At 53.8% G+C, this 25,787-nt stretch carries 22 protein-coding genes; 11 read left to right on the top strand and 11 right to left on the bottom strand.

The features are described 5' to 3' along the window. Positions 1-5: 5 nt before the first annotated feature. Positions 6-3,683 (bottom strand): DUF4132 domain-containing protein, encoded by a 3,678-nt coding sequence (locus ACSHSR_RS19330; RefSeq protein ID WP_274626007.1) that lies wholly within the window; start codon positions 3,681-3,683, stop codon positions 6-8. Positions 3,684-4,239: 556 nt separating this feature from the next. Between ACSHSR_RS19330 and ACSHSR_RS19335 the strand changes: the two genes are divergently transcribed. Then, entirely contained in the window at positions 4,240-4,791 is a 552-nt protein-coding gene (locus ACSHSR_RS19335) for a carboxymuconolactone decarboxylase family protein (RefSeq protein ID WP_071237097.1), read from the top strand. A 73-nt stretch (positions 4,792-4,864) separates the two neighbouring features. Then, positions 4,865-5,446, top strand: coding sequence for a TetR/AcrR family transcriptional regulator (locus ACSHSR_RS19340; protein WP_479631050.1), 582 nt, complete (start codon positions 4,865-4,867; stop codon positions 5,444-5,446). Between the two features lies 1 nt (position 5,447). On the opposite strand, the gene ACSHSR_RS19345 is transcribed toward ACSHSR_RS19340, so the two are convergent. From ACSHSR_RS19345 to ACSHSR_RS19375, 7 genes are all read right to left on the bottom strand, one after another. Continuing rightward, positions 5,448-6,362, bottom strand: coding sequence for a cation diffusion facilitator family transporter (locus ACSHSR_RS19345; protein ID WP_052657921.1), 915 nt, complete (start codon positions 6,360-6,362; stop codon positions 5,448-5,450). 175 nt (positions 6,363-6,537) lie between these two features. Next, positions 6,538-9,744, bottom strand: coding sequence for an efflux RND transporter permease subunit (locus ACSHSR_RS19350; RefSeq protein WP_107005456.1), 3,207 nt, complete (start codon positions 9,742-9,744; stop codon positions 6,538-6,540). Between the two features lie 10 nt (positions 9,745-9,754). Next, positions 9,755-10,813, bottom strand: a complete 1,059-nt coding sequence (locus tag ACSHSR_RS19355) for an efflux RND transporter periplasmic adaptor subunit (RefSeq protein ID WP_231473522.1) — start codon at positions 10,811-10,813, stop codon at positions 9,755-9,757. 80 nt (positions 10,814-10,893) lie between these two features. Beyond that, the gene (locus tag ACSHSR_RS19360) at positions 10,894-12,168 is read right to left on the bottom strand and encodes a TolC family protein (RefSeq protein WP_071237101.1); all 1,275 of its coding nucleotides are present in this window, start codon (positions 12,166-12,168) and stop codon (positions 10,894-10,896) included. Positions 12,169-12,442: 274 nt separating this feature from the next. Next, the gene (locus ACSHSR_RS19365; protein ID WP_082813121.1) at positions 12,443-12,838 is read right to left on the bottom strand and encodes a hypothetical protein; all 396 of its coding nucleotides are present in this window, start codon (positions 12,836-12,838) and stop codon (positions 12,443-12,445) included. A gap of 99 nt (positions 12,839-12,937) precedes the next feature. Further along, complete coding sequence (locus ACSHSR_RS19370) at positions 12,938-13,114, bottom strand: DUF3012 domain-containing protein (RefSeq protein WP_039034819.1); 177 nt, start codon at positions 13,112-13,114, stop codon at positions 12,938-12,940. 79 nt (positions 13,115-13,193) lie between these two features. Beyond that, positions 13,194-13,559: a SpoIIAA family protein gene (locus ACSHSR_RS19375; protein ID WP_025009267.1), complete on the bottom strand. Its 366-nt coding sequence runs from the start codon at positions 13,557-13,559 to the stop codon at positions 13,194-13,196. 171 nt (positions 13,560-13,730) lie between these two features. Between ACSHSR_RS19375 and arfB the strand changes: the two genes are divergently transcribed. The 3 genes from arfB to ACSHSR_RS19390 all read left to right on the top strand — a co-directional run bounded on the left by arfB (position 13,731) and on the right by ACSHSR_RS19390 (position 15,172). Continuing rightward, positions 13,731-14,147, top strand: coding sequence for an alternative ribosome rescue aminoacyl-tRNA hydrolase ArfB (gene arfB / locus ACSHSR_RS19380; protein WP_107005454.1), 417 nt, complete (start codon positions 13,731-13,733; stop codon positions 14,145-14,147). Between the two features lie 159 nt (positions 14,148-14,306). After that, on the top strand, positions 14,307-14,750 hold the full coding sequence (aroQ, locus tag ACSHSR_RS19385) for a type II 3-dehydroquinate dehydratase (protein WP_107005453.1): 444 nt from the start codon (positions 14,307-14,309) through the stop codon (positions 14,748-14,750). A 41-nt stretch (positions 14,751-14,791) separates the two neighbouring features. Continuing rightward, complete coding sequence (locus ACSHSR_RS19390) at positions 14,792-15,172, top strand: acetyl-CoA carboxylase biotin carboxyl carrier protein (RefSeq protein ID WP_025886813.1); 381 nt, start codon at positions 14,792-14,794, stop codon at positions 15,170-15,172. 18 nt (positions 15,173-15,190) lie between these two features. On the opposite strand, the gene ACSHSR_RS19395 is transcribed toward ACSHSR_RS19390, so the two are convergent. Next, complete coding sequence (locus ACSHSR_RS19395; protein ID WP_144131819.1) at positions 15,191-15,631, bottom strand: hypothetical protein; 441 nt, start codon at positions 15,629-15,631, stop codon at positions 15,191-15,193. A 794-nt stretch (positions 15,632-16,425) separates the two neighbouring features. On the opposite strand from ACSHSR_RS19395, the gene ACSHSR_RS19400 reads away from it, so the two are divergent. The 6 genes from ACSHSR_RS19400 (at position 16,426) to ACSHSR_RS19425 (ending at position 24,267) form a co-directional block, all read left to right on the top strand. After that, positions 16,426-17,370, top strand: coding sequence for a DmsE family decaheme c-type cytochrome (locus tag ACSHSR_RS19400; protein WP_144220375.1), 945 nt, complete (start codon positions 16,426-16,428; stop codon positions 17,368-17,370). 15 nt (positions 17,371-17,385) lie between these two features. Continuing rightward, on the top strand, positions 17,386-19,380 hold the full coding sequence (locus ACSHSR_RS19405; protein ID WP_107005451.1) for an MtrB/PioB family decaheme-associated outer membrane protein: 1,995 nt from the start codon (positions 17,386-17,388) through the stop codon (positions 19,378-19,380). A gap of 27 nt (positions 19,381-19,407) precedes the next feature. Then, the gene (locus ACSHSR_RS19410; RefSeq protein ID WP_144128749.1) at positions 19,408-21,957 is read left to right on the top strand and encodes a DMSO/selenate family reductase complex A subunit; all 2,550 of its coding nucleotides are present in this window, start codon (positions 19,408-19,410) and stop codon (positions 21,955-21,957) included. A 14-nt stretch (positions 21,958-21,971) separates the two neighbouring features. After that, the gene (locus ACSHSR_RS19415; RefSeq protein WP_479631051.1) at positions 21,972-22,631 is read left to right on the top strand and encodes a DMSO/selenate family reductase complex B subunit; all 660 of its coding nucleotides are present in this window, start codon (positions 21,972-21,974) and stop codon (positions 22,629-22,631) included. A gap of 44 nt (positions 22,632-22,675) precedes the next feature. Continuing rightward, on the top strand, positions 22,676-23,326 hold the full coding sequence (locus tag ACSHSR_RS19420) for a TorD/DmsD family molecular chaperone (RefSeq protein ID WP_190534366.1): 651 nt from the start codon (positions 22,676-22,678) through the stop codon (positions 23,324-23,326). A gap of 143 nt (positions 23,327-23,469) precedes the next feature. Further along, entirely contained in the window at positions 23,470-24,267 is a 798-nt protein-coding gene (locus tag ACSHSR_RS19425) for a Crp/Fnr family transcriptional regulator (protein ID WP_025009260.1), read from the top strand. A gap of 168 nt (positions 24,268-24,435) precedes the next feature. Here ACSHSR_RS19425 and rpmE read toward each other — a convergent pair whose 3' ends face one another. Together rpmE and ACSHSR_RS19435 are read right to left on the bottom strand one after the other, a co-directional pair. After that, entirely contained in the window at positions 24,436-24,648 is a 213-nt protein-coding gene (gene rpmE, locus ACSHSR_RS19430) for a 50S ribosomal protein L31 (RefSeq protein WP_025009259.1), read from the bottom strand. A 125-nt stretch (positions 24,649-24,773) separates the two neighbouring features. Then, complete coding sequence (locus ACSHSR_RS19435) at positions 24,774-25,655, bottom strand: FimV/HubP family polar landmark protein (RefSeq protein ID WP_479631052.1); 882 nt, start codon at positions 25,653-25,655, stop codon at positions 24,774-24,776. Positions 25,656-25,787 lie beyond the last annotated feature (132 nt).

Genomic DNA, 25,787 nt, shown 5'->3' on the forward strand with positions numbered 1-25,787 from the left:
GACCCTTACCAGGGCAGTTTCGATTCCCAGTCAGGATCTGCCACACACTTGTCGCCGACTTCACGATAGTCAACGGCGATGGCATTGAGCAGGTTGACCGGCACCTCGGCCAACGGCAGTTGACGGTAGCGGGCATAACGGCCGCGGGGGTTGGTCCGCTCCATGACCCTGATGTCATAGATGGCGGCGGCCTCGTTTTCTTCCGGCACGCAGTTACCGCTGAAACCGAACTCCACTCTCAGCCCCAGGGTATCGAAACGCTTGAAGTAGTTATCAAAGAAACCGCCGTCTTCCGCTTCGCCGCGCTGATAACCTTTCTTGGTCAACAGGCCTCGCAGGGTATAGCAGTCGGTCATCCGGCCGTGCTGGTCATTGAGAGCCTCCTGGCCTTCAGTCAACGTCACTTCGGCACTTCGCAGCTGCTCGAACAGTGGCTTGACCTTGTAATCCTTGAGATGTGCACGCCAGGCATCCAGCGCTGCCTCCGGTAACAGGTTACCGCTCACCAGGCGTATGCTCGCCGCAGCGGGCAGTTGCAGCTCTTCATCATCAATATCGATAAAGGCGCCGTCTTCCGTGGGTCTGAAGGTTTGCCATTGACCATCAATCTCCACCTGCCAGAGGGTGCGCTGCAACAGCCGATACATGACCGGATGCTGATGCAGGTATTGCTGCCAGTCCGCGGCGAGCCAATGCCGCTCTGTGACCATGGCCTCATACAATCTGGCGCTTTGCTGTTCAACCACCTGCTTGAGTTCTTTCTTGCAGTTGCTGAACCATTTTTTCACTTCGGCAATATCGCCTTCGTTGTCTGTCTGTCGAGGTTGCGGCAGGCTCTTGAGCAGCTTGCCCTCTTCGTTGAGCAATCTCAGCTTGAGGTCGTCCCCGAGTGCCAGCGCCAAAGTACGGCTGCCGAATTCAAACGGGCTGGGCTGGGTCAGATGTTCGAGCCCGGCCGTCTGCACAGTACGATCCGCCAGCTCATCCTGGGTCCAGCCGTTACGGGCCGCAATTTGACTGACTTGCGCCCGTGCCAGCTCCTGCACCGAGTTGGTGCGATAACGCCGCGAAATACTCAGCAGAAACTGAATCGCCACAGGATCGTCCGAGTTGGCCAAGGCCTGCAACATGGCCTCTATCTGTGCCCGCCGCTCATAGCGCTTCTTCATAAAGGGTTGGATCATGCCCAGCAGGGTTTGCGCATCGCCGCCAGCGATCAGGGCCAACATCCCCTTGTCTTTGATGGCCGAGCCCAAGAGCTCATTCTTTTTCTCGGCAAAGCAGGCCTGAAACGCATCCTCAAGGGTCTTGTGTTGATACTCCTGACCCCAGTCGTATTTGGCCCAATGCTGATAAGATTGAAAAGTCTGCTGCTGATGCGCCTTGGCATATTCCAATGCCTCATCATCCGAAGGGCAACGGGTATCCTGGGCGATAAATGCCGCCAGAATGAAATGCCCAAGACGCTGACGGCTTTCGCTGTCCAGCAGCGACAGATAGTGACTCAGCAGAGGGTTGCCCTGAGGCTGCTTGAGCTTCACCGCCAAGACGACCCACCAGAACACCAGTTCGGGGTCGACCGGGCTGCCGTCTTCAAAACGGCATGCGGGCAGCGATTCACGCGGGAACCAATCCATGGACTTGGGTGGCGCCTTTTTAAGGCCGGCCTTGGCTTCGGCCAGCAGCGCTTCCTTGCCAAGGAACTGGCTAATATCGGCGCCGGTTTGCAACAAGGCTTCCAGCAACACTACCCGGGTTGGCATATCTTTCTCTTTATTCAGCGCCTGGCTCAATGCCTCCTGCGCCGAAGCCGCCTTGAGGCGACCCAGCCAAGTGGCGGCCAGCACCCGGTTATCCTTGCTGCCGGAGGCCAGCTCAGGAGTAATCAGGCTGATATCGGCGCCGTGGCGTTCGGCGCAGTACTGAGCCGCTGCCTGTATGGCTTTGCGGCCATGGAAGGCATGTTCATGAACCTTCCTTTGCCAGTGCTGCGGCAGCTTGGGAAATTCGGCCAGAATCGCCAAGGTCTGTATCAATACCTGATTGGCATCGTGTCGATAGGTTCCATTGAACACTTGGCCATTGAGACCATGCTCTATATAGTCGGGGTTTTCGGCAAAGAAGGGCCAGATCAGCAGTTGTTCACAGGCGGCCGGCAACCAGTCACCTTCCCGGCCTTCGTAGCCAAACAGGGCTTCAATCAAGGCCGCGGCGGGTTGATTCTCTTGGTTGCACAGGCTCAAGAGTTGCCGTAAATCCGTCATTCCCTGCAGACTTCTCAGAATATGTTCCTGGCTCAGCATACGCTCCCAGGAATGGCAGGAGAGCTCATGACGTTCCATCCGCAAAATAAGCCGCAGACAGGCTTTGGGGTGCTCGTCGAGATCGGCGTGGCTGATCAGAGAATAAAACCCTGACAGAGATGATTGCCGGCCTCTTTCGAGGTCCATCAGCGCCGCTTGCAGTTGGGCACTACTGACTTGCTGCCAGCGTTGCAGACTTTTCCGGTCGTCGGCCAAATGCCTTTTGCGATAGCTAGGGGCATCTGGGTGCTCCGCCGCAGCGATATCGTTTTCAAGCTCTTTGATCTCTTTAGCCAACTGCTTTTCACACAGACCTAGCCATTCTTCAGGCACTTTGACGTTTTTATCAATGGCCGCAACGGCCGGAATATCCCAGCTAAATTGGTCACTCTGTTGCTGCCGGGTAGTGTTATCCAGCATTTTCGCCAGTGCCGTTTTTACCGCGGCGGATTTCTCTTCACTGTGCCAGCGCTGCAGCAAGGGGGTCGCTTCAGGATAGAGGCCGGCCACAACTAGCCAGTGGCCACGGGTAGCCGCCTTGGCACCCGGAAATTCCCGCTCCAGAAACGCCAGCAGCTGCTGTTGCGGGCTCTTTTTCAGCAGTTTCAGGGCCTCTTCACGGACAGTCGCCGAACCATCGGCGGCTAACGCCATGACCAGCGGCAGCTGCGCCTGTGACAGGGTCTGACAGGCTTTATTAAGCAAAGCACAAAAGGTTTCGCGGCCGCTGAAATGTAACTGTTTCAACAGCTGCAGATATTCAGGATCTTCACTGAGCTTGAGCCAGTCGGTACTCTTCCTCAGCGAGGTGCGGAATGTATCGTGATAATAAGAGTCGGAACCTTCAAGAATAAAGGCTTCCAGCTCATGGGGCGGGTGCTCATATTGCGCGACCAGCGAGGCCAGATAGTCACGACTGGGCAGATCTTTGCCCGCCAAACGGCAACCGTAATACTCTTCCGCCAACTCTCGGAACAGCATCAGCACGCCATTGAGCCAGCCGCTCGAGGTGTTTTGCACGCCGTAGATGCTTATATCTGGGTTGCAGGCATGACACACCAAGCCGAGACGGCGCATAACGGCCGCTTCATTACAGGCACCGGTTGCCACAAACTGGTTGATGGCTTCACGGGCCTGAATCAGCCGCTCATCATTTTGTCCGTAGCCATAGGGAACACCCGGCCGCGCAAGTGTTTCTCTAGCACTTAGCTGCTGGAGCTGCGACAGACACGCCACAGGTTCACCGGTCAAAATATACTGACTGACGGCTTGTGCTAAACCCGTTTGCTGCTCATCGATAATCCGGCAAGCGTCTAGCAGTAACTTGTCTGTATTGGGGCGAGTGAAGGCTTCAAGCTTGTTTTTTAATACGTCCAGCATCTCTCATATTCCTTGAGTCATTAGCAAATATGTCTTCCTTCCCCCAATAGCAGACATTCAGTAAACACCTGCTTAAGCCGGCGGCCGAGCCTCCTTTTCGGACGAGGAAGGGGGAATTCTAACGGAAACGCAAAAACAATATCGCTTACAAAACACCCATTTACAGTTCAATGCCGCCAAATGTGATCTGCCCTCCCCCGGGATGACGCCATATTACCCATAGAGTGCGGTTGATTGACCTTAAAGCCGCCAGCGGCTTTAGCCACGCTAACAGCAAAATCAGCGATATCCGGCAAGGAGTCATGGTCAATGTCTCAAACCTTGTTTGAAAAACAGGCTAGCTGGAGATTGCAAACAAAAGTTACCAATGGTAACTTTGCACTTGTTACCATAAGTAACTTATTCAACCAAGCGCCGGTGGCTGTTGTTTCAAGGGTATCTGTTTCAAGAGCATCCGTTTCGAGGACAGGCAAAGCAGCCGACCGGCACAGCTTGGTATTTTTTTGCCGTTGCGCCCTAGCCGTAAACGGCCAATAACAGCAACAGGAGTTTTAGTGTGGAAAGGTTAACCAAGTGCACTCTGGACAATGCCGATGAACTGGCCAAACCCATATTGCAGGAGATCAAGACTCGCTACGGCATGATCCCCAACTTCTATTCGGCTCTGGGCATAAATGGCGCGGTCATGAAGGGCTATCTGGAGTTTGAGGCCAATCTGGAAGAACACAGCCTGCTGAGCCTGGCCCAGCGGGAGATGATCTCCCTGGCGGTTGCCAACTATAATGGCTGCGAATACTGTGTCAGCGGCCATAGCTTTTCCGGGAAACGTGCCGGGCTCAGCCCCGATGCCTGCATCAAGGCGCAGCAGGGCAAGGCCGATAACCGCGAAGATCAGCTGCTACTGGATGTCGCCCTAGCACTGCTGCAACACAGAGGCAAGTTGCCTGACTCTTTGCTAACGGCCTGTCTGGATGCCGGGATCAGTGAGGCCAAGGTGATGCAGGTCTGCGCCTGGAGTGGTCTGAATAACTTTAGCAACTGGGTCAACAATACAGTGCAGCCGAAAATCGACTTTCCAAGGGTTCCACTGCAACCCTATACTGAGTGACAAAAGAGAAGCGACAATGCGATGCATTGCCGCTTTTTCAATTTAAATTCAATCAGCTATCTGTGGGGGATACGTGAAAAAGAGAATGCTCAAAGATCAGCGCCGCGAACAGCTGCTCGAAGTTGCCTGCGAGATTGTCCGCGAAGCCGGTACCGATGCACTGACCTTGAACTCCCTGGCTCAAAGAGCCGGAGTGACCAAGCCTTTGACCTATCGCCACTTCGCTACCCGGCAAGGATTGCTGGCACAGATGTACCGCCATTACGACAATCTATTTGTCAAGGCGGTGAAACAGGCCGCAGCGGAGCAAAAAGCCTCGCTGGCAGAGCTATGCACCCTGGTCTGCCGTGCCTATCTGGACTGCGCCGTACGCTGCGGCCCGGAGTATGAGGCAATAGTTGCGGCGCTGCGCGGCTATCCCGAGTATCAGAACATCACCACAGATATTCGCGACTTCTTCACCGACTTCTACAGCGAACTCTTTGCCGATTACCTCAAGCTGCCTGCGCCGCAAAGCAAGCTGCTGTGCTGGGCCATACATGGCGCCATCAATGAAGTCGCCAATGCCGTGGCCTGCGGCCATGCCCAGCCGCAAGAAGCAACAACCAGGCTAAGCCAACTGCTGCAGCGCATGCTCGGCGCCGACGGATGCTGATTCAGGCAAACCTGCACTCAAGCGTTATCTCAGCCCCCAGGGTGCGTCGGCTCAACCAACGCCTGAGCCGCTGCTGCACCAATGGCAATTCACCGTCCAGCCCAGGCTCCAGATAGACCACCACAGTCAACACGTTTTGCTTTTCATCCAAACGCCACAGATGCATGGACTCGACTCTGGCCACTTCGGGCCTGGCGGCCAATTGCTCCTGCAGCAGCTCCGGAGCCAAGCCGGCCGGTGCCTGCTGCATTAGAATGCGCCCGGATTCCACCAGTAACAGTGCACCGTGGTAGATCACATAGGCTGAGATCAACACAGTAACCAGGAGATCGACCCAATACCATTGGTAGAGGATAATAAGCCCGCCGGCCACCAGCACGGCCACAGACGCCATGGCATCCGACACATTGTGAATAAAGGCGGCGCGGATGTTCATATTGTCCTTGGCACCGGCGCTGTGAGTCAGCATAGCGGTGCCAATATCGATAATCAAAGCCAGTCCCGCCAACCAGAACACCAGCATGCCATCCACAGGTTGCGGGTTCCAGAAGCGCTGCAAGGCCTCATAGATAAGGTACACCCCCACCAACAGCAAGGTTGCCGCATTGATAAAGGTGCCCAGTACTTCGGCGCGTTTATAACCGTAGCTCATACCGGGGTGACTGGCTTTCTGGCCTATTTTGCGGGCGATCAAGGCAATCAATATCGCGATGGCGTCACTGAAATTATGCAGCGCGTCGGCAATCAGCGACAAACTGCCGGCCAGAATACCGCCAAACAGCTGCGCCAGAGTGAGTAACATATTGATGATCACAGCCAGTCCCAAGCGGCGACTGCCGAGATCCGGGCCATGTTTGTGGGGGTGGCCGCTGCTCTCCAACTCCAGCGGCTGCCAATCTTGAGAAGATTTCTGCATAGCATGTTTCCTTATAAAAGGGGGCATCCCTGCCCAGGCCCAGCCGCAAAGCGGCAGGCCTTATGACGCAGGCCAGGTAGGCAGTCCGGCCATGATCCAAAGCGGCTCTCATCTTCCACTTTGGGGCGTCACACTCCAATCAGTACAATGCTTCTCTATCGGAGCAATTCTGCTGTTATTCCAAGGCTTCCAGCTCCTTGTCGCTCTTGAGATACAGGGCTCGATACAGGGTTGGTAATACCAGCAGGGTCAATGCGGTTGAGCTCAGCAGGCCGCCTATCACCACCACGGCCAACGGCTTTTGGATCTCACTGCCGGCACCGGTTGACATCAAGATGGGGATAAGCCCCAGCGCCGAAGTCAGCGCCGTCATCAACACAGGTCGCAGACGGCCGACCGTACCTTCATACACTGCCTGCTCCAATGACTCACCGCTGTTGCGGCGCTGGTTGATTGAGTCCACCAGCACCACCCCATTGAGCACCGCCACCCCAAACAGAGTGATAAAGCCGATGGAGCTGGGCACAGATAGATAGGTACCGCTGAGCCAAAGCGCCAACACGCCGCCAATCAGCGCCAGTGGCACATTGGCCATGATTAGCGCCACCTGCTTGATGGAGCCGAAGGAGAAGTAAAGCAGCAAGGCAATAAGCGCCACAGAAATGGGCACCACCAGGATCAGTCTTTGCTGAGCCCGCTGCTGATTCTCATATTGGCCGCCCACCATCACGGTATAGCCGGGCGGCAGTTGGGCCTCGGGCACCAGGTTGTAGATATCCTGCACCACGGAACCCATGTCCCGGCCGGAGACGTTGGCCTGCACCACCACACGCCGCTGCACATCGTCACGGCGGATATTGGGCGGCGCCATCTCTATGCTGACATCGGCCACTTCACCCAAACGCACCTGAGCCCCATTGGCGGCCACCAGACGCAGATCGGCTATCGCATCCGGGCTCTGGCGGAAACGGCTGGCCAGACGCAGGTTGATATCGTAACGGGCGTTGCCGTCGATAACCTGGCCGGCGCTGCTGCCGCCTATGCCTGTGCTCACCAGCGACATCACCTCATCGACGCTGATGCCGTAACGTCCCAGCATCGCGTTTTTCGGCCGTACCACCAATTGCGCCTCGCCGGTGATCTGCTCAAGAGACACATCCACGGCACCGGGCACCTGGGCCACCAGTTTCGACAGTTGTTCGCCTTTTTCCGCCAGCACATCGAGATCCGGACCAAACAGCTTGATGGCCAACTGCGCCTTGACCCCGGACAGGAGTTCATCGACCCGGGTAGCGATTGGCTGGGAAAAGGTCAGCAACAACCCGGGGAAGACACTGAGTTTCTGCTCCATCAGGCGTTGCAGTTCGGCGCGACTATTTGCAGAAGTCCACTGTTCCAGCGGTTTGAGACCGATATAGATTTCAATATTACTCACAGGCTCAGGATCGCCGCCCAGCTCAGGTGCCCCTATGCGTGACAGGGCATACTCCACCTCAGGAAACTCCAACAGCAGGGCCTCAAGTTTGGGCGCCACATCCAGTGAAGTATCCAAACTCGCAGTGGGTGCCAGGGTGACCCGCAAGTTGATGGTGCCCTCTTCCAGTTCAGGCACAAATTCCGTGCCCAATCTTGGCAACAGCGACAAGCTCATGCCCAGCATGACTACCGCCACCAACCCCACCTTGCCAGGCGCGGTCAACACCTTTTGCAGTAGCGGACGGTACACCCGCTCAAGCGGTGCCAACACTGGACTTTGACGGAAAGTCACCCCCTTGCGGAACAGATAAACGGCCATTGCAGGCACCACCAGCAGTGCCACCAACAGCGCCGAGATCATCGCGAGGATGATGCTCACCGCCATCGGCTGAAACAGCTTGCCTTCGACCCCTTGCAGGGCAAACAGCGGCGCAAACACCACTATAATGATCGCCGTGGCAAAGAACACCGGGCTGCACACCTCTTTGGCGGCCTGCCATACCCTCATGGCAATCGAGCCTCTGTGTTGGTCTTCGTCGGCATGGTAGGGATCGTCTTCGCAGTCGCTGCGCTGCCGAGCCTGGTCCTGATGGCGCCTATCCGGCTCACTCAGATGTTTGAAGATGTTCTCCACCATCACTACAGAGCCATCCACCAGCATACCTATGGCGATCGCCAAACCACCGAGCGACATCAGGTTGGCCGACATTCCCAGATAGCTCATCACCAGCAATGCCAGCAAAATGGAGACAGGAATCGACAGCAATACCAGCAAGGTAGCCCGTACGTTGACCAGAAACAGTGCCAGGATCACCACGATAAACATAAAGGCCAGCAACAGGGCATCACGCACTGTGGTCACCGCCTTGGTCACCAGATCGGCCTGATCGTAGTACACTTCGAAGGTGACCCCCTCGGGCAGCGCCTGGCTTATCAGCTGCTCGCGGGCAGCAATTTCATCAATGGTGGCCTTGGTGTTGGCGCCCATCCTCTTGAGCACCACCCCGGCAACCACTTCGCCTAAGGCTTTGGCTTCGCCATTGTCGTCCCGACGGGTCATGGTGACAGCGCCGACCCGGATTTCACTGCCAAAATCCACTTCGGCCAAATCGGAGACAGTGACCGGTGTGCCCTGGTATTCGCTCACCGGAATGCGGCCTATGGCATCCAGCCCGGCCTGGCCCGCAGGCAACAGACCATAGCCGCGCACCACGAGTTGCTCCTGACCATTGGGCATAAACCAACCGCCGGCATTACGGTTATTGGCATTCAGCGCCTGCTCCAGCTGTGACATAGACAAACCGTAAGCCAGCAGTCGATTGGGATCGACCCTGACCTGATACTGACGCACTTCGCCACCGAAAGAGAGCACATCGGTCACGCCGCCAACCGGCATCAGCAGCAGCTTCACCAGATAGTCATTGAGACTGCGCAGCTCATCGGCGCCGATATTACTGTCCGGCTCGGCCCGCAGTATGTACTGATAAATCTGCCCAAGGCCCGAGGTGTTGGGACCGATTTCCGGCACCCCGACTCCGTCCGGGATCATCTCTTTGGCGGCGGCCAGTTGTTCAAACACCTGCTGGCGGGCAAAATAGATGTCCGTGCCTTCCTCGAACACCACTGTCACTATGGACAGGCCGGTGCGGGAGAGTGAACGAACTTCTGTCACCGCGGGCAGTGAGTACATGCTGGACTCCACCGGATAAGAGATGAGTTTTTCCACCTCTTCGGCCGCCAGCCCCTCGGCTTCGGTATTGACAGTGACCTGCACATTGGTCACATCGGGAAAGGCATCAAGATTAAGCTTTGGCAGGGAAAACACACCCACTACCAGGACGACAATCAAGGCCAGCAACACCAGAAAGCGGTTGCGGATCGCCCAATCTATTAACGATTGCAGCATAGTGCTGTCCTCAGTGGTTGTGGATGTCGAAGCCGGCCTTGGCCAGCTCGGATGCCAGGAAGAAGGCCCCGGCGGTAACGACCCGAGTTCCGGGCTCTATGCCGGATACCAAGTTCATGCCGCGCTCGCTGGCCAGCAGTTGCACCTCTTTGGCCTCGAAACCGTCATCATCTTCGATGAACACCTGCCAGTCGCCGTCGCTACTGCGACTGAGCGCCGCATCCGGCAGCATCACACCTTCACCGCGGGGATCGGGCAAAAACAGTTCGGCAAACTGACCTGCGTGCCAACGCACCTGGGTGTTATCCAGTCGCGCCAGCACCCGCTCGGTGCGGGTCACGCTGGACAACTCATGGGAGCGGCCTATCACACTGGCACTGACACTGCGATCGCCAATCCGCACCAGGGTTTCGCTGCCTTCACTCAAGCCTTCGGCCTGCGATGGGGTCAGCTCGGCGGCCACCCACAGTGAGCGCTCATCGGTCAGTTGCAGCAGTTGGCTGCCGGCACCGAGCAACTGCCCGAGGCGCGCCTCATCCTGCTGCACCCGACCATCTATGGGCGCCAGCAGTTGATACTGGCCTATTCCCTGCGGCCGGCTTTCCAGCGCCTTGATCTGTTGATCTGTCATCTGCAGCGACTTGAGAATGGCGCGTTTTAAACTGGCATCGACCTGAGTCTGCAGCCTGCGACTGGCACTGACGGCACTCTCGCTCATGCGGCTGACCCGGCTCCACTCGGCGGCGGCATTGATATAGTCAGCCTGGGCCTGGGCCACGGCGGCGCCACCCAAGGTCAGCAGAGGATCGCCCGCTTTTACCTCCTGTCCCGGCACCACATGCCGCTCCAGCACTCGCACTTCCAGCTGCGGCGCCAGCACCACAGTGCGCTCGCGATCCACCAGCAAGGTGGCATTGGCGAAAGCATTGAGGCTAAAGCCACCGGCGCTGACCACCTGGGTCTGGACACCGGCCAGTTGGCGCTGCTCACTTGAGAGCTGCAGCGCCTGATGTTCATCTTCATGTCCTTCTTCGGCGGCGATAGTCAAGGGGCTGGACAGCCCCAACATCAGCGCCAGTAAAGCGGCCTGCAGCCGTGGGTATTGTAGAGTCTTGTTCATTGTCCGGTACCTTAGTGTGTATGGGGCTGTCATTGGGCGTTCTCCTGGGATACGGCTATTTCCGGCAGCGCGCCGGGCAGTTGCCCCGAAGCTCCCATCCACTCGAGCCAGCTTTGGTAGAGGGCGGCTTCCAGTTCGAGACCGGCCTGAAAGCTGCTGGCCAACTGTCGCCGGCTGGTCAAATAGTCGCTGGTGCTGAGATCGCCGCTGCGCCAGCGTTGCCCTAAGAGCTCGGCCGCCTTGCGACCGGCCACCAAGGCCTGCTGTTGCCAGTCGAGCCAGCTCTGCTTCAATCTGGGTAAGCTGTAATTGAACTGTTGTTGTTGTTGTTTTAGCGCCATCTCAATGCTTTGGTATTGCGCCTTGGCGGCAGTGACCGCCTCCATTGCCGCCTTAATCGATTCGCTGTAGTCGTTACGCAGATGCAACGGCACAGATACGCCAATCCCCAGCTTGTTGTCGGAGCCTTCCCTCTCGGCGTTGAGGCTGAAATTGGGATCGGCCGCCGCCTGGGCCTTGGCTTGATTGACTTGCAGCCGCGCCAACTCCAGTTGTAATCCGGCGGTGGTCAGTGCCGGCACGGGCGCCTCAGTCGCGGGCAATTCGAGACGGCCGGCGAAACTGCCAAAGGGAAGCTCTGCCCGGCCAAAACGCGCCAGAATGCGGGTATCGGCATCCAGCAACGCCTTCTGGGCCAAGGCCAGATCACTGATGGCACTGGCTTGTTCCAACTCCATCAGATTCAATTCCGCTTGGGACAAATCACCGACCTCGGCCCTTTGCCTGGCTATCTGCAACTGTTGCTCACCATAGTTTTGCTGCGCCCGCACGAACATCAGTTTCTTCTGTGCCAGGCTCTGATCGACCAGGGCCTGCAACACCTCGGCATACAAGCGGGAGCGCTCGAGAGTGATATCACTCTCCAAGCGCATCAACTCCGTAAGCGCCAATGCGCTGGCGGCTGCGCGCTTGTCGCCCCAGTCAATGGTTTGGCTAATGGACAGGCTGTAGGTGTCATCCTCTGGGGCATTGAGATAACTCAAGCCCAACTCGGGGTTGTAGATGGCGCGATCGGCGCCCTTGGCCAGATATTGAGCCTCACGGATCCTGGCTTCCTGAGCCTGAAACTCGGGTAAGGTGAGGATCTGTTGTTTAAGCTCGCCAAACCAGGCCAGTGAGGGTTCGGTCCCCGACTTGACCTCGGCCACAAGAGAGGTGTTATCCGGTTTTTCTCCGGCAAAGGCGGGCTGATAGGTTAGCGCTCCCACGCCCAATAGACTCATAGAGACTATAAATTTCAACATAAACTTTCCTTGGAAAGACATATTTGGCAGCAAGCCAATGGTGAACATTGGCCAAAGCATAAACCTTTGAGTTAAATCTAAAGTCAAGGGTTGGCTTTGATAATTTCTGAGTTGATGCTGACCACAGTGCTGCGCAACGCCTGCCAAGACGCATGACCAGAGTTGGTTGCAAGAGAGAACCGTTTCAGGCTCTGACGACAGCCAGCACAAGACAAACGCAATGGGACACAGGCAAGCTATGCCCGGGCTTCACACGCACTGATGATCAGAAAGATCAGACTATTGGGGGGCGGTAATCCGGAGTGGAGAAATAGGGTTGAAAAGCGGGCTCCAGGCTCTGGGGCCTGGGGTGCATCAAGGGAGCCGGGCTGTGTGCCAGGGTAACCGGCAGTGACAGATGACCACCATGACACTGACAGTCGAGGCAGAGATCGAACTGTTGGGATTCAGTATGGGTCAGTTGATGACTGTGGCTGACAAAGGGAATATCGGCTTCCAAGGCTTCATCTGTGCCACAGGTACAATCCACACACTCGCTGATGACTGTGACTTCGGTGACAAATTTGAGATGAGGATGGTTGCTTTCTTCCTCGGCCGGATTGCCCAGGTGCAACTGATGCGCGCCGAGATTAGCGGCGCAAAATTGCAGCACCACCAAGGCGATAAGCATATGAGTCAGTTTGCGGACAAATACAGTCAAGAATAATTCCGATTAAGGGAAGAAAATGGCCCGTGCCCAAATAGACCTACAGGCCAAGATAAAGTTCAGTTATTTAAACACACAATGTTTGGCGTAATCGGCCGCTTCATTGGCGCTCCAATCACCTTTGGGCTTTTCATCCATCTGCTTACACCAGGCTTCACTGCCCACTTCAGGGGCACAAGCACTCAATCCAGCGGCAAAAGCCAGCGCCAGAGATGCAGCAAAAATTTTGGATAATGACATCGAAATTTCCTTATCTGAGTTACTTAATCGCCACAGAATAGCAGAATAACCGGCTTTACCCTATAGGAGGTTTCGGCAACTAGCAGGCCGAACGCTTGGCTATCCAACGAATAGCTTCATCCTTATGCTCCAGCGGATACCAGGCCAATTCAGCGCTGACAAAGGGCCCCAGCAGGCGCACCGCATTGCCTACCCAGTCTGGGCCGCCGACAAATACCAAGGCATCGAAGGGGGGCAGTTGCACCTCACCGGCTCCCGAGAGTGATGCCATTTCCCAGCCTTCCAACAACACATCTGCCTCTATGTAGAGGCAGACCTGGCCCCACTCCTGGCGGTAGCTCTTGATGGCGGGACGCAGATAGGTGCGGTAATCCTCGGCTGTGATACGGCCGCTGGCAAACAAGCTGATCACGCCTTTGGCAATATCCGGAATTTGACACAACATAAGCAAAACTCCATTGAACCTTCGACACCTGCCAACGGCACGGCATCTGATGACTATGGGTTACTCCCTTGTAGTAAGTTTAGCCTTACAAGACTTTCCGCCTCGTCGAGTAAGTAAACTCTCCCATGGGATGGTAATATAGCGACTGCCTCAGAAAACAGCTATTTTGCCATGATAAAGATCTCAAACCGTGTCCAAGTTTCAGAAAATGAAATCGAATGGCAATTTATCCGCTCCAGTGGTGCCGGGGGCCAGCACCTGAATAAGGTCTCCACTGCGGCCCAACTCATCTTCGACATCAAGGCCTCATCACTGCCGGATTTCTACAAGGAAAAGCTGCTGGCCAAGGCGGATCATCGTATCAGCCCAAGCGGCAAGATCATTATCAAATGCCAGCAAAGCCGCAGCCAGGACGCCAACCGCCAGACTGCCCTGCAGCAGTTTATCGAGCTGGTCGCCTCAGTCGGCGAAGTGGCCAAGAGACGAATTCCCACCAAGGCCACCCGCGCCAGCCAAAGGCGCCGGGTTGACAGCAAGAAGCAACGCGGTGAAGTAAAATCGCTGCGGCAGAACAAGATCCGCTTCTGATAAGACCAGTCTCGCTGCGGGAATGGACAATAATTGCTGACAACAGGAAGGAATGTGCAGCGATTGTGCGGCTATTGGTCGACAAATTCGACAGCTTTTGCTGAAATCAGGGAGGCACAGATCCAGGTGCGAACTCTCCCTCAAGGCAAGGAAAACAATATGAGCAGTCAGGCAAAAATACTCTTGGTGAATGGCCCCAATCTTAACCTGCTTGGTCGCAGAGAGCCGGAACATTACGGTCATCGGACGCTGGAGCAGCTGGTGCAGGGACTGCAGGACAAGGCTCTTGTCGCCGGAGTGGAACTGGAACATATCCAGTCCAATGCCGAATACCAGCTCATAGAAGCTATCCACAACACAGATGCCGGATTTGTGATCATCAACCCGGCCGCCTTTACCCACACCAGCGTAGCACTCAGAGATGCCCTGCTGGGGGTCGCCATTCCTTTCATCGAAGTGCACCTTTCCAATGTGCATGCCAGAGAGCCGTTCCGCCATCACTCCTTTTTTTCCGACAAGGCCAAGGGAGTGATAGTAGGACTGGGGCCAAAGGGTTATGAGTTTGCCCTGGAAGCTGCCATAGAGGCACTCAAACAAGGCTGAGCAGAGGAAGGTCCGGTCACCCTTAAGTGCTGAGAATGACGATGGACATCCGCAAAATCAAAAAACTGATCGAATTGGTGCAGGAATCCGGCATCAATGAGCTGGAAATTACTGAAGGCCAGGAAGCCGTGCGTATCCGCCGTTTTGGTCCGCAACAACCCCAGGCCAGTTTCAGTATTGGTAATGACAGCGTGCAAGTACTGGCACCTGTGGCCGGTACCTTTTTGCGCAGCGCCGGCGACCATGGTGTCCCCTTGGTGGAGCTGGGCACAGAAGTTGAGCCGGGCACAGTACTGGGCTATGTGCAGGCGATGAAAGCCCTCAATCCGGTCAAGGCAGAACAGAGCGGCACGGTTAAAGCCATACTGGCTGAAAACGGTGAAGCGGTAGGACTACAGCAAACCCTGTTTGTATTGGACTAATTTCCCCCAATTTTGGCTTCACCCCATATTGCGGCTGAGTTGGCGCCGCTGCGTATACAAAGACTCCAACTGGCGACTGATACTCAGCAATTGCTGTCGCAGCAATTGCTGAGACTCGCTCAAAGCCTCGACGGACATCTCGGCCGCCAGTTTGGGGGCCAAATGCAGTATCTGCTGCTCGGCCTGAGTGATTGATTGTTGCTGTACTTCCTTGATAAACAAGAGCCTGAAGCAATCAAAAAATACTGCCAATAACGTCCCCTCATCTATCCTTGCCTGTCTGAAGACAGGGTCATCGGGACGGTAGCTGATGGCGGCAACCAGATTGCACAGGGTTGTCAGCGAAGTCGCACCACCGGATAAACCGCAAGCAGACTGATAGCTTGCCAGAGTGGCAGCCAAGCGCTCGGCAAATTCGGCCTTCTGCCACTGGGTTGCTATTGCATGGATCACGCTCATATCCATCTCCTATAGGGATAAGTCACATAAAAACAGATAATTAAAGCGGTCACTCAAAGTGAGCATTTTCTCAATCGAAACTTTATATATTTCTTAACCGTAAATCAGTCGCATTTACGTCTGTGAAATAAAGTATTTCCGCTGTCGGTATCAGCAAGCTGTTGAAACTCTGATTTAATCAATAAAATTCACTCATCATTCCACTGCACACAGAAATAGTTTAGAAATCCGCATCCAGAAACGGCATAGTCTTTGGTTAGTGTACAGGATACCTAAAAAGCATCAGGCAAATCTTATTGAGAACAAATTAATAAAACAGAGTAAATGTATAAATTTAGGTAACCTGCATTGGGTTATTATCTATTTTTCAATCTCTTTTCCATTTAAGGTAAGTATCAACCAAGGCTGTTCACCCAAAAACTAATTAAGCCCTTCCAACTAAACTCACCCATAAACAAATAGCGAACAAAACAATATAAATCAGAGCCATAGACAAACCTCCGTGACATTTCACAGGCACAAAACCAGGCCTGCCAAACTCTGCCCCAAGGACTCCAGCCTAGAAAGGCGTTCAGCTCAATAACAAGTTTGTTGGAATCCAGCTCAGTTTGATAATTGTTTGAGTGACAAATGTGACGATCATCACCAGAAAGAGTGCAGTGTTTTATATGCATATAAAGGTATGGGTATTCCTTTTGGATTAATGTATCCATGAAGAATTAGAAAAGTATTTCAAGCAAGATTTAGGCTGGCCTTATTTCTATGCTGATGCATATAAATAAACGGGAGTACATATGATATCCACATTAAAAATATCAGCATTCATAGTGCCGATAATATTATTGTTCCCGGCTGTGAATGCTGCCCCCTGGGCTGATTTAAGCCAAACAGAACTGGAGCAACAACTGGAGCAAAAGTTCAGTGAAGGAAAGTATTCCCCCAAGGGTGCCGACTCCTGCTTGATGTGTCATAAGCGGGATCAGAAAGTCATGGCCCTGTTTCAGGGGGTTCATGGCGCTCTGGACAACAGCCGCTCCCCCATGGCCGGATTACAGTGTGAAGCCTGTCATGGTCCCATGGGCAAACATAACCGTGGCGGTAAAGAGCCGATGATAAGCTTCGGCGCGGGTTCAAAACTGTCGAGTGATAGCCAAAACAGTGTTTGCCTTGGCTGCCACAATGACCCCAAACAGATGGCTTGGCACAACAGCTTGCATAACCTGGAGCAGGTGGCCTGCGCCGATTGTCATCAGGTGCATGCGGCAGAGGATCCCATGCTCAACCCTCTGCGGATCAACGAAGCCTGTACCAGTTGTCACACCCGTGCCAAGGCCGATATGAACAAGCGCTCAGCCCACCCTCTCAAGTGGGATCGTATGACCTGTATCGATTGCCACAACCCTCATGGTTCCCTGACTGAAAGCGCGCTGAAACAAACCAGCCTCAATACCACTTGTTATGAATGCCATGCCGACAAGCGTGGGCCAGTGCTGTGGGAGCATGCCCCAGTGGTGGAAAACTGTGCCAACTGCCACAAGGCTCACGGCAGTGTTAACGAATCCTTGCTCAAAGCCCGGGTACCACAGTTATGTCAGCAATGTCACGCCGACGATGGTCATGCAGCAAGGGCGGTGGCTCAGGGTGGCAACAGCGCCTTTGGGGCCGGCAAGAGCTGTTTGAACTGCCACAGCCAAATCCATGGTTCCAATCACCCGGCCGGCAGTTTGCTGTCCCGTTAAGCAGGAGTGTTGAAGATGAGATTTCCTTTGAATCTGTTGACCATGGCTCTGCTGGGGCTCTCAGGCTCAGCGATGGCTGCCGACTTCAGTGTCAACCGCGCCAATACCGACAAGGTCAATACCTCAGGTTTCCAATGTCGCCAGTGTCAGTTGGCTCCCGGCTTAAGCGGTGAAGTGACTGCCAATGCCGGGTACAACGACAGTGATGATATCCATAGTGGAAATGCCTTGGGAGATGGCCGAGACGGCATGATAGCCAGTGTCGATGCCGAACTCGGTTACCGCAGCCAAGGAGGCTATCGCAGCCAGCTTAGGGCCCATGATTTGGGGTTGGATAACGGCTTCGTCAGTCTCAGAACCGGTCGCCCAGGTCAGTATCAACTGGCGTTGGATTACCGCAATCTGACGCGCTTTGAAAACAGTGATGCAGCGACTCGGCTGTGGCACGACAAGGGGCTGCTGCAACCCAGTCCCAATCTACGCTATCTGGATCTTGAGCTGGAGCGGCAACAGGCCGGCATAGGGCTGAGCTATGACTTCGGCGCCTTGGCATCACTCGGCAACTTGAGCAGCTATGTGCGTTATGATAGAGAGGAAAAGCAAGGCCACCGCAGTGCCAGCCTGATAACACCAAGACCGGTCAACTTTGCCTTGCCTGTAGATGAGAGCAATGACAAGTTGCGGGCAGGTTTACAGCTCAGTGGCCACAACTGGTTTACTGAACTGGCCTATCAAGGAAGCCAATACAACAATGATATCAACAACCTGAGTCTGCCTTATGCCGCAGACCTCTACAGCGCTACGCCGGACAACCAGGCGCACCAACTGACCTTGAACGGTCAGTACCGCCTGGCCAGCACGATTTTCAGTGGTCGGATAGTCGCCGGGAGAATGCTGCAGGATGAAGGACTGATCCAGATGACGGGAAATCCTCTGCAGAGCTGGGATGGTCAGGTCAATACCACAGACGCCAATCTGGCCGTCAGTACCGCGGTAAATAGCCGTCTACGCCTGGGCGGACAACTGGATTACCGCAAACGTGACAACGACTCCAGTGTGGCTGAATTTGTCCAGCTTGAACTCAATCCCGTCAGTGGCGCCATACGACAAAACCCACTGTTGGATATTGAGCGCCAGAGTGCCCGGCTCAATGCCAGTTATCGCCTGGCGCCCGGCTATCGCCTGCAAGGTGGATATGAATTCAAGCAGGTAGAGCGCAGCTATGGCGAGCGGGAAGAAACCCGTGACCATAACCTGTGGGCCAAGCTGGGAATGCAGTTGGTTTCACCGCTGCGGCTGGATCTCAAGGCCAGTTATGGCGACCGCGGCGGCAGTCGTTATCAAGCCGGCGAGCTGACATCCAGTGAAACCAATAGCCTGTTGCGTAAGTACCACCTGGCGGATCGGCGGCGGACGGCCATGGAAATGGGGCTGCAGTATACGCCGCTGAACTGGATGACCCTGGATTTCAACAGTCACTATGCCCTGGATGACTACCGGGACACTGTGATTGGATTGACCGAATCTCGTGACTATGGATACGACCTGAATCTGTCTTTGCAATTGAGTGAACGCTTGAGCGCCTACGGTACGGCCGGTCAACAGTGGATCAGTTCCCAACAAAACGGGGATCAGTTAACGCCATGGCACAGTGACATCAAGGATAACTTTATCTCCCTCGGGGCCGGCCTAGCCTACAGCGGTTTGCTGGATGAACGCTTGACCTTGGGGGCTGATTATCAATTTGCCAACTCTGAGGGTAACACCCTGACAGAAGGCGGGGCCTATGACGACTACTACAGCTTTAACCACAGCGCAGAGCTGTACGGCCGCTACCACCTGAACGACGCCATGGCACTGAAACTTACCTATAGATATGAACGCTATTTCGACACAGATGGTAACGAGGTCGGGATAGACGCAGTGACGGGTTTAACGACTTTGGGGGTGCTCAACCATAACTACAACGCCCATCAGCTGATGTTGTCCTTCAGCTACCTGCTGCCTTGAGCAAGGCTTACATTGTGAGGATAAAAAATGGAACGTAGAAACTTTTTGAAGATGAGTGCTGCTCTTGGCGCTGCAGCCACGGTATCCGGCTGTGATTCCAGCTCTAAGGACGCTAACGTGGTGCCTCCCAAGCCTCCGGTAACTGACGAACAGCTGAATTGGTCGGCATGCCTGGTGAACTGTGGCTCCAACTGTCCGGTCAAGGTCTTCAGCCGTGATGGGGTCATCACCCGCGTTGAATCAGATCATGAAACCACTGATGAATACGGCGTCAACCATCAGATCCGTTGCTGTCCACGTGGCCGTTCACTGCGTCAACGCACCTATGCAACAGATAGATTGCGCCAACCCATGAAACGGGTCGGTGAGCGCGGCGAAGGTAAGTTTGTTCCTATCACCTGGGAAGAAGCCTATGCCGAGATAGGCTCCAAACTGCAACAGATAGCCCAAGACCAAAGCAAGGGGCCCGAGTCTATCTACATGCACTATGGCACCGGCGCTTACTATGGTTTTGCTGCCAATACCAAAACCTGGGGACGGCTGCTGAACCTGAATGGTGGCTTCCTGGACCACCATTGGGACTATTCCTGGGCCGGCGTTTATGCCGCCTGTATTGCAACCTATGGCGATCAGTGGGATAGCATTGGCGGCACTTCGCTGGATCAAATTGCCAACTCGGATCTGTTTGTGGGTTTTGGTTTCAACCCCAATGAAATCCGTATGAGCGGCAGCGGCGAAGGCTATGATTTTATTAAGTCTCTGGCGGCCAATACCAAGGGCATCAAAGTTTGGATGGTAGAGCCTCGCTACACAGACTCAATGCGCGGAAACGAGGATCACTGGCTTCCCATCAGACCCGGCACAGATGCCGCACTGATTGAAGCCATTATTCATGAAATGATCACCTCAGGGTTTGTCACTCGCGAGGTAAAAGGCTTCCTGGATAAATATGTGGTGGGATTCGACCAACAGTCCCTGGAAAATGCCAAGGCCGCAGTCGCCCTCAACAGCGACGCCTTCATTGCCTCCCATGCCCAGTACATAGATCCGGCAGAGAGCTACCACGATTACATCATGGGCGTAGGTAAATTTGCCGCCGATGGTGCCCACAACACCCAGTGGGCCGCCGAAATATGTGGTGTGCCGGAACATAAAATCAAAGCCTTGGCCACAGATATCATGAACGCCAGCGCACCCTATATCAGCGCCGGTGCAGGTATCAGCCGCCATGCCAACGGTGATCAGGCTACCCGCGCCGTGTACACCCTGGCAATCATGACGGGCAAACTGGGCCGAGAAGGGGTTAACAACGGGGCCATGCCCACCAGCTACAGTTTTGCCGTGCCGGCAATGCCTACCGGCACCAACCCGGTTGAGGTCACTATTCCGGTATTTACCTGGTCCGATGCCATAGTTCGCGGCCAGGAGTTTACCGGCAGCAAAGATGGTGTGCGTATCGCCGGCAGCAGCAACGAGCTGGTGGATCACAATGCCACCACGCTGAAAACCGGCATCAAGGCCATTATCAACTGCGCCGGTAATGCCCTGGTTAACCAACACTCCGACAGCAACGGTACCGCGGCTATTTTGAAGGATGAAAATCTGTGTGAGTTAATCGTGGTCTGCGATTGCTGGATGACACCATCAGCCAAGTTTGCCGACTATCTGTTGCCGGACAGCACCTGGCTTGAATCCAACGACTTTGCCAACGACAGCTATGCTTCGGGTCAGATGGCCTACGCCACCTTTATGAGCAGCGCCTTGAAACCTTTGGGCCAGGCTCAATCCATGTATGAAATCTGCAGCGGCATCGCCCGCGCCATGGGTAAAGAAGCCGCCTATACCGAGGGTCGCACAGGCGAGCAGTGGTGTGAGCACCTTTATACCCAGACCAAAGCAATGCATCCGGACATCAATTGGCCCGATACTTATGCAGAAGCGCAAAAGGCCGGGGTATTCCGTAAATACATGCCATCGTCGACCATTGCCATGCAGGCCTTTGTGGCCGACCCGGTTGCCAATGCCAGACCAACCATCTCAGGCAAGATCGAGCTGTACTCCATCTCTCTGGCCCGCAAGGCAGCCACCTGGACACTGCGCCCGGGAGATCAAATCACGGCATTACCCAAATATGTTGTGACCTGGGACGGATATCAGGATCAGGAAACGATTGATAAAGGCTTTAATCTGCAATTGTGTGGCTACCATACCAAGGGTCGCACCCACTCCAGTTACCACAATGTGCCCTGGCTGCGCGAAGCGGTGGAAGACGCACTGTGGATGAACCCAACTGACGCTGCTGAACATGGTATTGCCGACGGTGACATAGTCTGGGCCTATAACGAACGAGGCACCATTGAAGTACCGGTGAAAGTGACCCCCAGGGTCATACCCGGTGTTTGTTCCCTGGGACAGGGTGCTTGGTACAAGCCGGATCCGGCAATGAGTACCGGGCCTTCCGGACATACTGTCGATCTGGGCGGTTGCATCAACACTTTGACCAAGTATCACCCGTCACCCATTACCAAGGGTAACCCTCAACACACCAACCGTGTTGCTGTTATCAAGAAAAGATAATAGAGGATCAAAAAATGACTCAGCAAACTCAATATGGATTCTACTTTGACAGCAGCAAGTGCACAGGTTGCAAGACTTGTCATATTGCTTGTAAAGACCGCATGGTTGGCCTGTTACGCTCAAAAGACAACGCCAGGGAACTGGGGGTGGCCGCCTTGCCCGGAGTGATTTGGCGACGGGTGTATGAATACGGCGGTGGCAGTTGGAATCAAAACGGTGACGGAAGCTATGAACAGGACGTATTTGCCCACTACGCCTCCATAGGCTGCAACCATTGCAGCGAGCCTGTCTGTGTTAAGGCCTGCCCCACAGGTGCCATGCATAAACAGCAAGACAAGGGTTTGGTATTGGTCGAGGAATCTTTGTGTATAGGCTGTCAATCCTGCGCCCGAGCTTGCCCTTATGATGCCCCGCAATTGGATACTCAGCGCAAGATCATGACCAAATGCGATGGTTGTCAGGATAGGTTGCAGGAGGGGAAGAAGCCTATTTGTGTTGATGCCTGCCCACTCAGGGCCTTGGATTTCGACACCATGGATAATCTACGGGCCAAATACGGCGATGGCCATTTTGCCCCGCTGCCATCACAATCCATCACCTCACCCAACCTGATAGTCAAAGCGCCACGAAATGCCCGTAGCAATGGGCAGATCCTGAATATCAGGGAAGTGTAACCCTCAAGAGAGCAGCCTTGGCTGCTCTCCCTCTTTGGAGTTTTATGGCTATCTCAACCGATACACTTCTCTGTTTGCAGAGTATCGCCAACGTATTGCATAAGGTGTTGTTGGATCTGCCCACGGCAGAGCTGGTTGAACAATTTACGCTGAGCGATATCGCCACGCAGTGGCCCAGGCTGACTCACAGCCAACGCGAATCTTTGGCTTTGAACAAGTTGAGCGACTATCTCAAGCACTGGGATGGAAGCCGTGAGCAACTGATTGCACTGCAATTGGATTATGGCCAGTTATTCAACGGCCCCGGGACTCCGGTTGCGCCGCCCTGGGGCTCGGTTTATCAGTCTGCTTCAGGTTTGTTGAATGGCTCTTCCACCCTGGATTTACTGACTTTTTATCAACAGCATGGGTTGCAGATCCATTTCGATCGCAACGAGCCGGTCGACCATCTGGGACTGATCTGCGTTGTCATCGCCTACCTGCTGGACAAAATGGCGACAGATAATCGAGAACAGTATTCACCAATATTGCAAAGGCTATTGACTGACCATGTCCAACCTTGGGTGCAACGCTGCCTGTCACTAGCGGAAGAACATGCTCAAACCGGCTATTATCTAGGTTTATCACTATTGGCCAGCGAGTATTTTCGTTATCTGCAAGCCGTGAGTAATGAGCTCGATGACAGCGACGCCTGAAATCAATATGTTAAATATGGATATAAGTAGATATATAGAAAACATAATGGCATAAGTTAACCTGGTTTTACGGATCGACACCACATTTGTCCAACCGAAGCCATGTTACAATTCTTACAAATGTTATATTTTGGGTGCGAATAATGTTGACTGCAATCTCACTTGGAGCAGATGAAAAAAAGAAATCGACGCTGTTCTTTCCCGGCGGAGTCAATGATCGCATTGCCGAATTTTTCTATGCCAATGGCGCACCACAGAAATTAAAAAAAGGTGAGCAGTTAAATAAAAATCTATTATTGAACAACTTTATCTATCTCGAAAGCGGTCTGATTTTCTACTCCAAAAGAACCAATGACTTTACCCGGCCAAAATTTCTGAATGCCATATTCCCAGGGCGACTGACCGACTATCATCTGTTGCTGGATGAGGGCTGCACTTGTTGTAAGAATATTCTTGCTGCCAGAGACAGCAAAATCATCACTATAGATAAGAAACTGATAAAAAAGCTGGTGACAGAAGATATCGACCTGTTTATGCAGTTCATGTATGACGCCGCCTATTATACCGAACGCCAGACCGGATTGGCCATTTTCTTGCTGACCTCATCACCGGAAGACAAACTGATCAAGTTCTTATTTGATATATTGGTTGTGCTTCAAGTACCCTTTGATAAACATTGGTTAACCATAGATCTTAAACTAACCCGTGACGAAATTGCCGACATATTGCATATCAGTACTATTAAGTTGGACCTCATGTTTGGTCAATTAAAGAAGCAAGACTTGCTTAAACGGGTCAGTAATAAACTATGCGTTAATATCGATATTTTCAGCGACTTATCCCCCTGCCCATTGGGTAGGGAAGATGCCAGAGGCTGTCAATCGAACAATATGCAAAAATTCAAGCCGCAAAATATGATAAGTACCAACAATAGATATTAATCTGTTGCCCCATACCGCCATATGATTCATGGCAGATAATAATCTATATAGCCTGAAAACATCTTGGTTTCGAACTTAATTCATAGCCCCATGAGGAATATTCAGGACGGGGTAAAGGCAACAAAAAAGGCGTCCCATGGACGCCTTTTCGATTGGTTGCAGTGGCAATTACTTTTTGCCCAGCATACCGAAACGCTTGTTGAACTTGTCGATACGACCACCGGTATCAACAACTTTCTGAGTACCAGTGTAGAAAGGGTGACATGCACCGCAAACGTCCAAGTGCAGAGCTTTGCCTGCAGTAGAGTTTACTTTGATGACGTTGCCACAAGTACAAGTTGCAGTGATTTCTGCGTATTCAGGATGGATACCTGGTTTCATTGGGGTTACCTCAAGTTAAGGCCATGTCGCTCTTCCAACCCGAAGTCGGACACCACATGCGGTTAATATCAAAAGTTCAGGGCGCAGAATAGTACAGTATCTACCCAGCGCTGACAAGTAGGCGACTACATCTGCTCGAACTTTTCTTTGGCGGCCGTCTTATCTCCATAGGACTGCAGCAAGCTACTACTGGGGCAGTGCAACTTGGCATCGCGGCGAAGGTTGCGAATATCACCGCGACTGAAGGCCTTGGGATTGGCATCAAAAATGGCCAGCATGGCGCCATAGACGTGGGTATGGCTGTTCTGTGCATAGCGGCTGGCCACCCGCCAAAGGGTTTCTGTACCATCGAAATCCAGCATGCATCCCGGCTCACGACTAGCAATTGGCAGAGCCTTCACCTGGCGCCCCGGCGCTGCAACGGCTTGAGATGCCGAGTGCGCACCAAGGCTTTGAGGCTCACTCTGGGGTTGACCGGCGACATCTTTAACTCTTTGAGCTTGAACGGCTGGCGGTGGCACGACTTTGCTTGATACTACTGTGGCTGGCACAGCTCTGGCTTCTATCGCTTTGTTTTCTATGGCCTTGTTTTCTAAAGCTTGGATTGACATGACAGTCTGCGGTGGCTCAGTCGGCATCTGCTCGGCAAAGACTCTTGCCCGGTTGGAGCGCAGCACCACAGGCACTGAGGTATCGAACAAGGGCAAGCGTTTGAGTTCATACCAGCGATTGATTCGGTATTCCCGCACCAACAATTCGGCCTGCTTGTCGGTCACTTCATCTATCCCCAGCAGCAGCACCATGTAACGGTTGATGGGTTGCACCATGAGTTTTTCCGCCGCACCTTGCTGCCTGACAATAAACTCAAGCCGGGTCATATCCTCACTGTCGGCCACCACGTTGACCTTGATCAGCGGCAGATGCCCGAGTTCAAACATTCTTTGATTGATACTGACATGGGCGGTTTCTGCTCTGGCAACAGACGTTAGCAACATGAGTACAAGCATCAGTAAACCCGCTCTCATCCATATCCTCTCTAATTTGATTTGTAGTTACCCAGTTTAGGTTATCCGGCTTAGGTTCTCTGACTTAGGTTATCTGGCTTGGGTTCTCTGGTTTGGATTCGTTAAGTCAGCACG

Source organism: Shewanella sp. VK101, from assembly GCF_056497865.1.

Bases quoted from the DNA above. Each gene is read 5' to 3' on its own strand.
- ACSHSR_RS19330 (WP_274626007.1), bottom strand. From the start codon at position 3,683: ATGCTGGACGTATTAAAAAACAAGCTTGAAGCCTTCACTCGCCCCAAT.
- ACSHSR_RS19345 (WP_052657921.1), bottom strand. From the start codon at position 6,362: ATGCAGAAATCTTCTCAAGATTGGCAGCCGCTGGAGTTGGAGAGCAGC.
- ACSHSR_RS19350 (WP_107005456.1), bottom strand. From the start codon at position 9,744: ATGCTGCAATCGTTAATAGATTGGGCGATCCGCAACCGCTTTCTGGTG.
- ACSHSR_RS19355 (WP_231473522.1), bottom strand. From the start codon at position 10,813: ATGTTGGGGCTGTCCAGCCCCTTGACTATCGCCGCCGAAGAAGGACAT.
- ACSHSR_RS19360 (WP_071237101.1), bottom strand. From the start codon at position 12,168: ATGTTGAAATTTATAGTCTCTATGAGTCTATTGGGCGTGGGAGCGCTA.
- ACSHSR_RS19365 (WP_082813121.1), bottom strand. From the start codon at position 12,838: ATGCTTATCGCCTTGGTGGTGCTGCAATTTTGCGCCGCTAATCTCGGC.
- ACSHSR_RS19370 (WP_039034819.1), bottom strand. From the start codon at position 13,114: ATGTCATTATCCAAAATTTTTGCTGCATCTCTGGCGCTGGCTTTTGCC.
- ACSHSR_RS19375 (WP_025009267.1), bottom strand. From the start codon at position 13,559: ATGTTGTGTCAAATTCCGGATATTGCCAAAGGCGTGATCAGCTTGTTT.
- arfB (WP_107005454.1), top strand. From the start codon at position 13,731: ATGATAAAGATCTCAAACCGTGTCCAAGTTTCAGAAAATGAAATCGAA.
- aroQ (WP_107005453.1), top strand. From the start codon at position 14,307: ATGAGCAGTCAGGCAAAAATACTCTTGGTGAATGGCCCCAATCTTAAC.
- ACSHSR_RS19390 (WP_025886813.1), top strand. From the start codon at position 14,792: ATGGACATCCGCAAAATCAAAAAACTGATCGAATTGGTGCAGGAATCC.
- ACSHSR_RS19395 (WP_144131819.1), bottom strand. From the start codon at position 15,631: ATGAGCGTGATCCATGCAATAGCAACCCAGTGGCAGAAGGCCGAATTT.
- ACSHSR_RS19400 (WP_144220375.1), top strand. From the start codon at position 16,426: ATGATATCCACATTAAAAATATCAGCATTCATAGTGCCGATAATATTA.
- ACSHSR_RS19405 (WP_107005451.1), top strand. From the start codon at position 17,386: ATGAGATTTCCTTTGAATCTGTTGACCATGGCTCTGCTGGGGCTCTCA.
- ACSHSR_RS19410 (WP_144128749.1), top strand. From the start codon at position 19,408: ATGGAACGTAGAAACTTTTTGAAGATGAGTGCTGCTCTTGGCGCTGCA.
- ACSHSR_RS19415 (WP_479631051.1), top strand. From the start codon at position 21,972: ATGACTCAGCAAACTCAATATGGATTCTACTTTGACAGCAGCAAGTGC.
- ACSHSR_RS19420 (WP_190534366.1), top strand. From the start codon at position 22,676: ATGGCTATCTCAACCGATACACTTCTCTGTTTGCAGAGTATCGCCAAC.
- ACSHSR_RS19425 (WP_025009260.1), top strand. From the start codon at position 23,470: ATGTTGACTGCAATCTCACTTGGAGCAGATGAAAAAAAGAAATCGACG.
- rpmE (WP_025009259.1), bottom strand. From the start codon at position 24,648: ATGAAACCAGGTATCCATCCTGAATACGCAGAAATCACTGCAACTTGT.
- ACSHSR_RS19435 (WP_479631052.1), bottom strand. From the start codon at position 25,655: ATGCTTGTACTCATGTTGCTAACGTCTGTTGCCAGAGCAGAAACCGCC.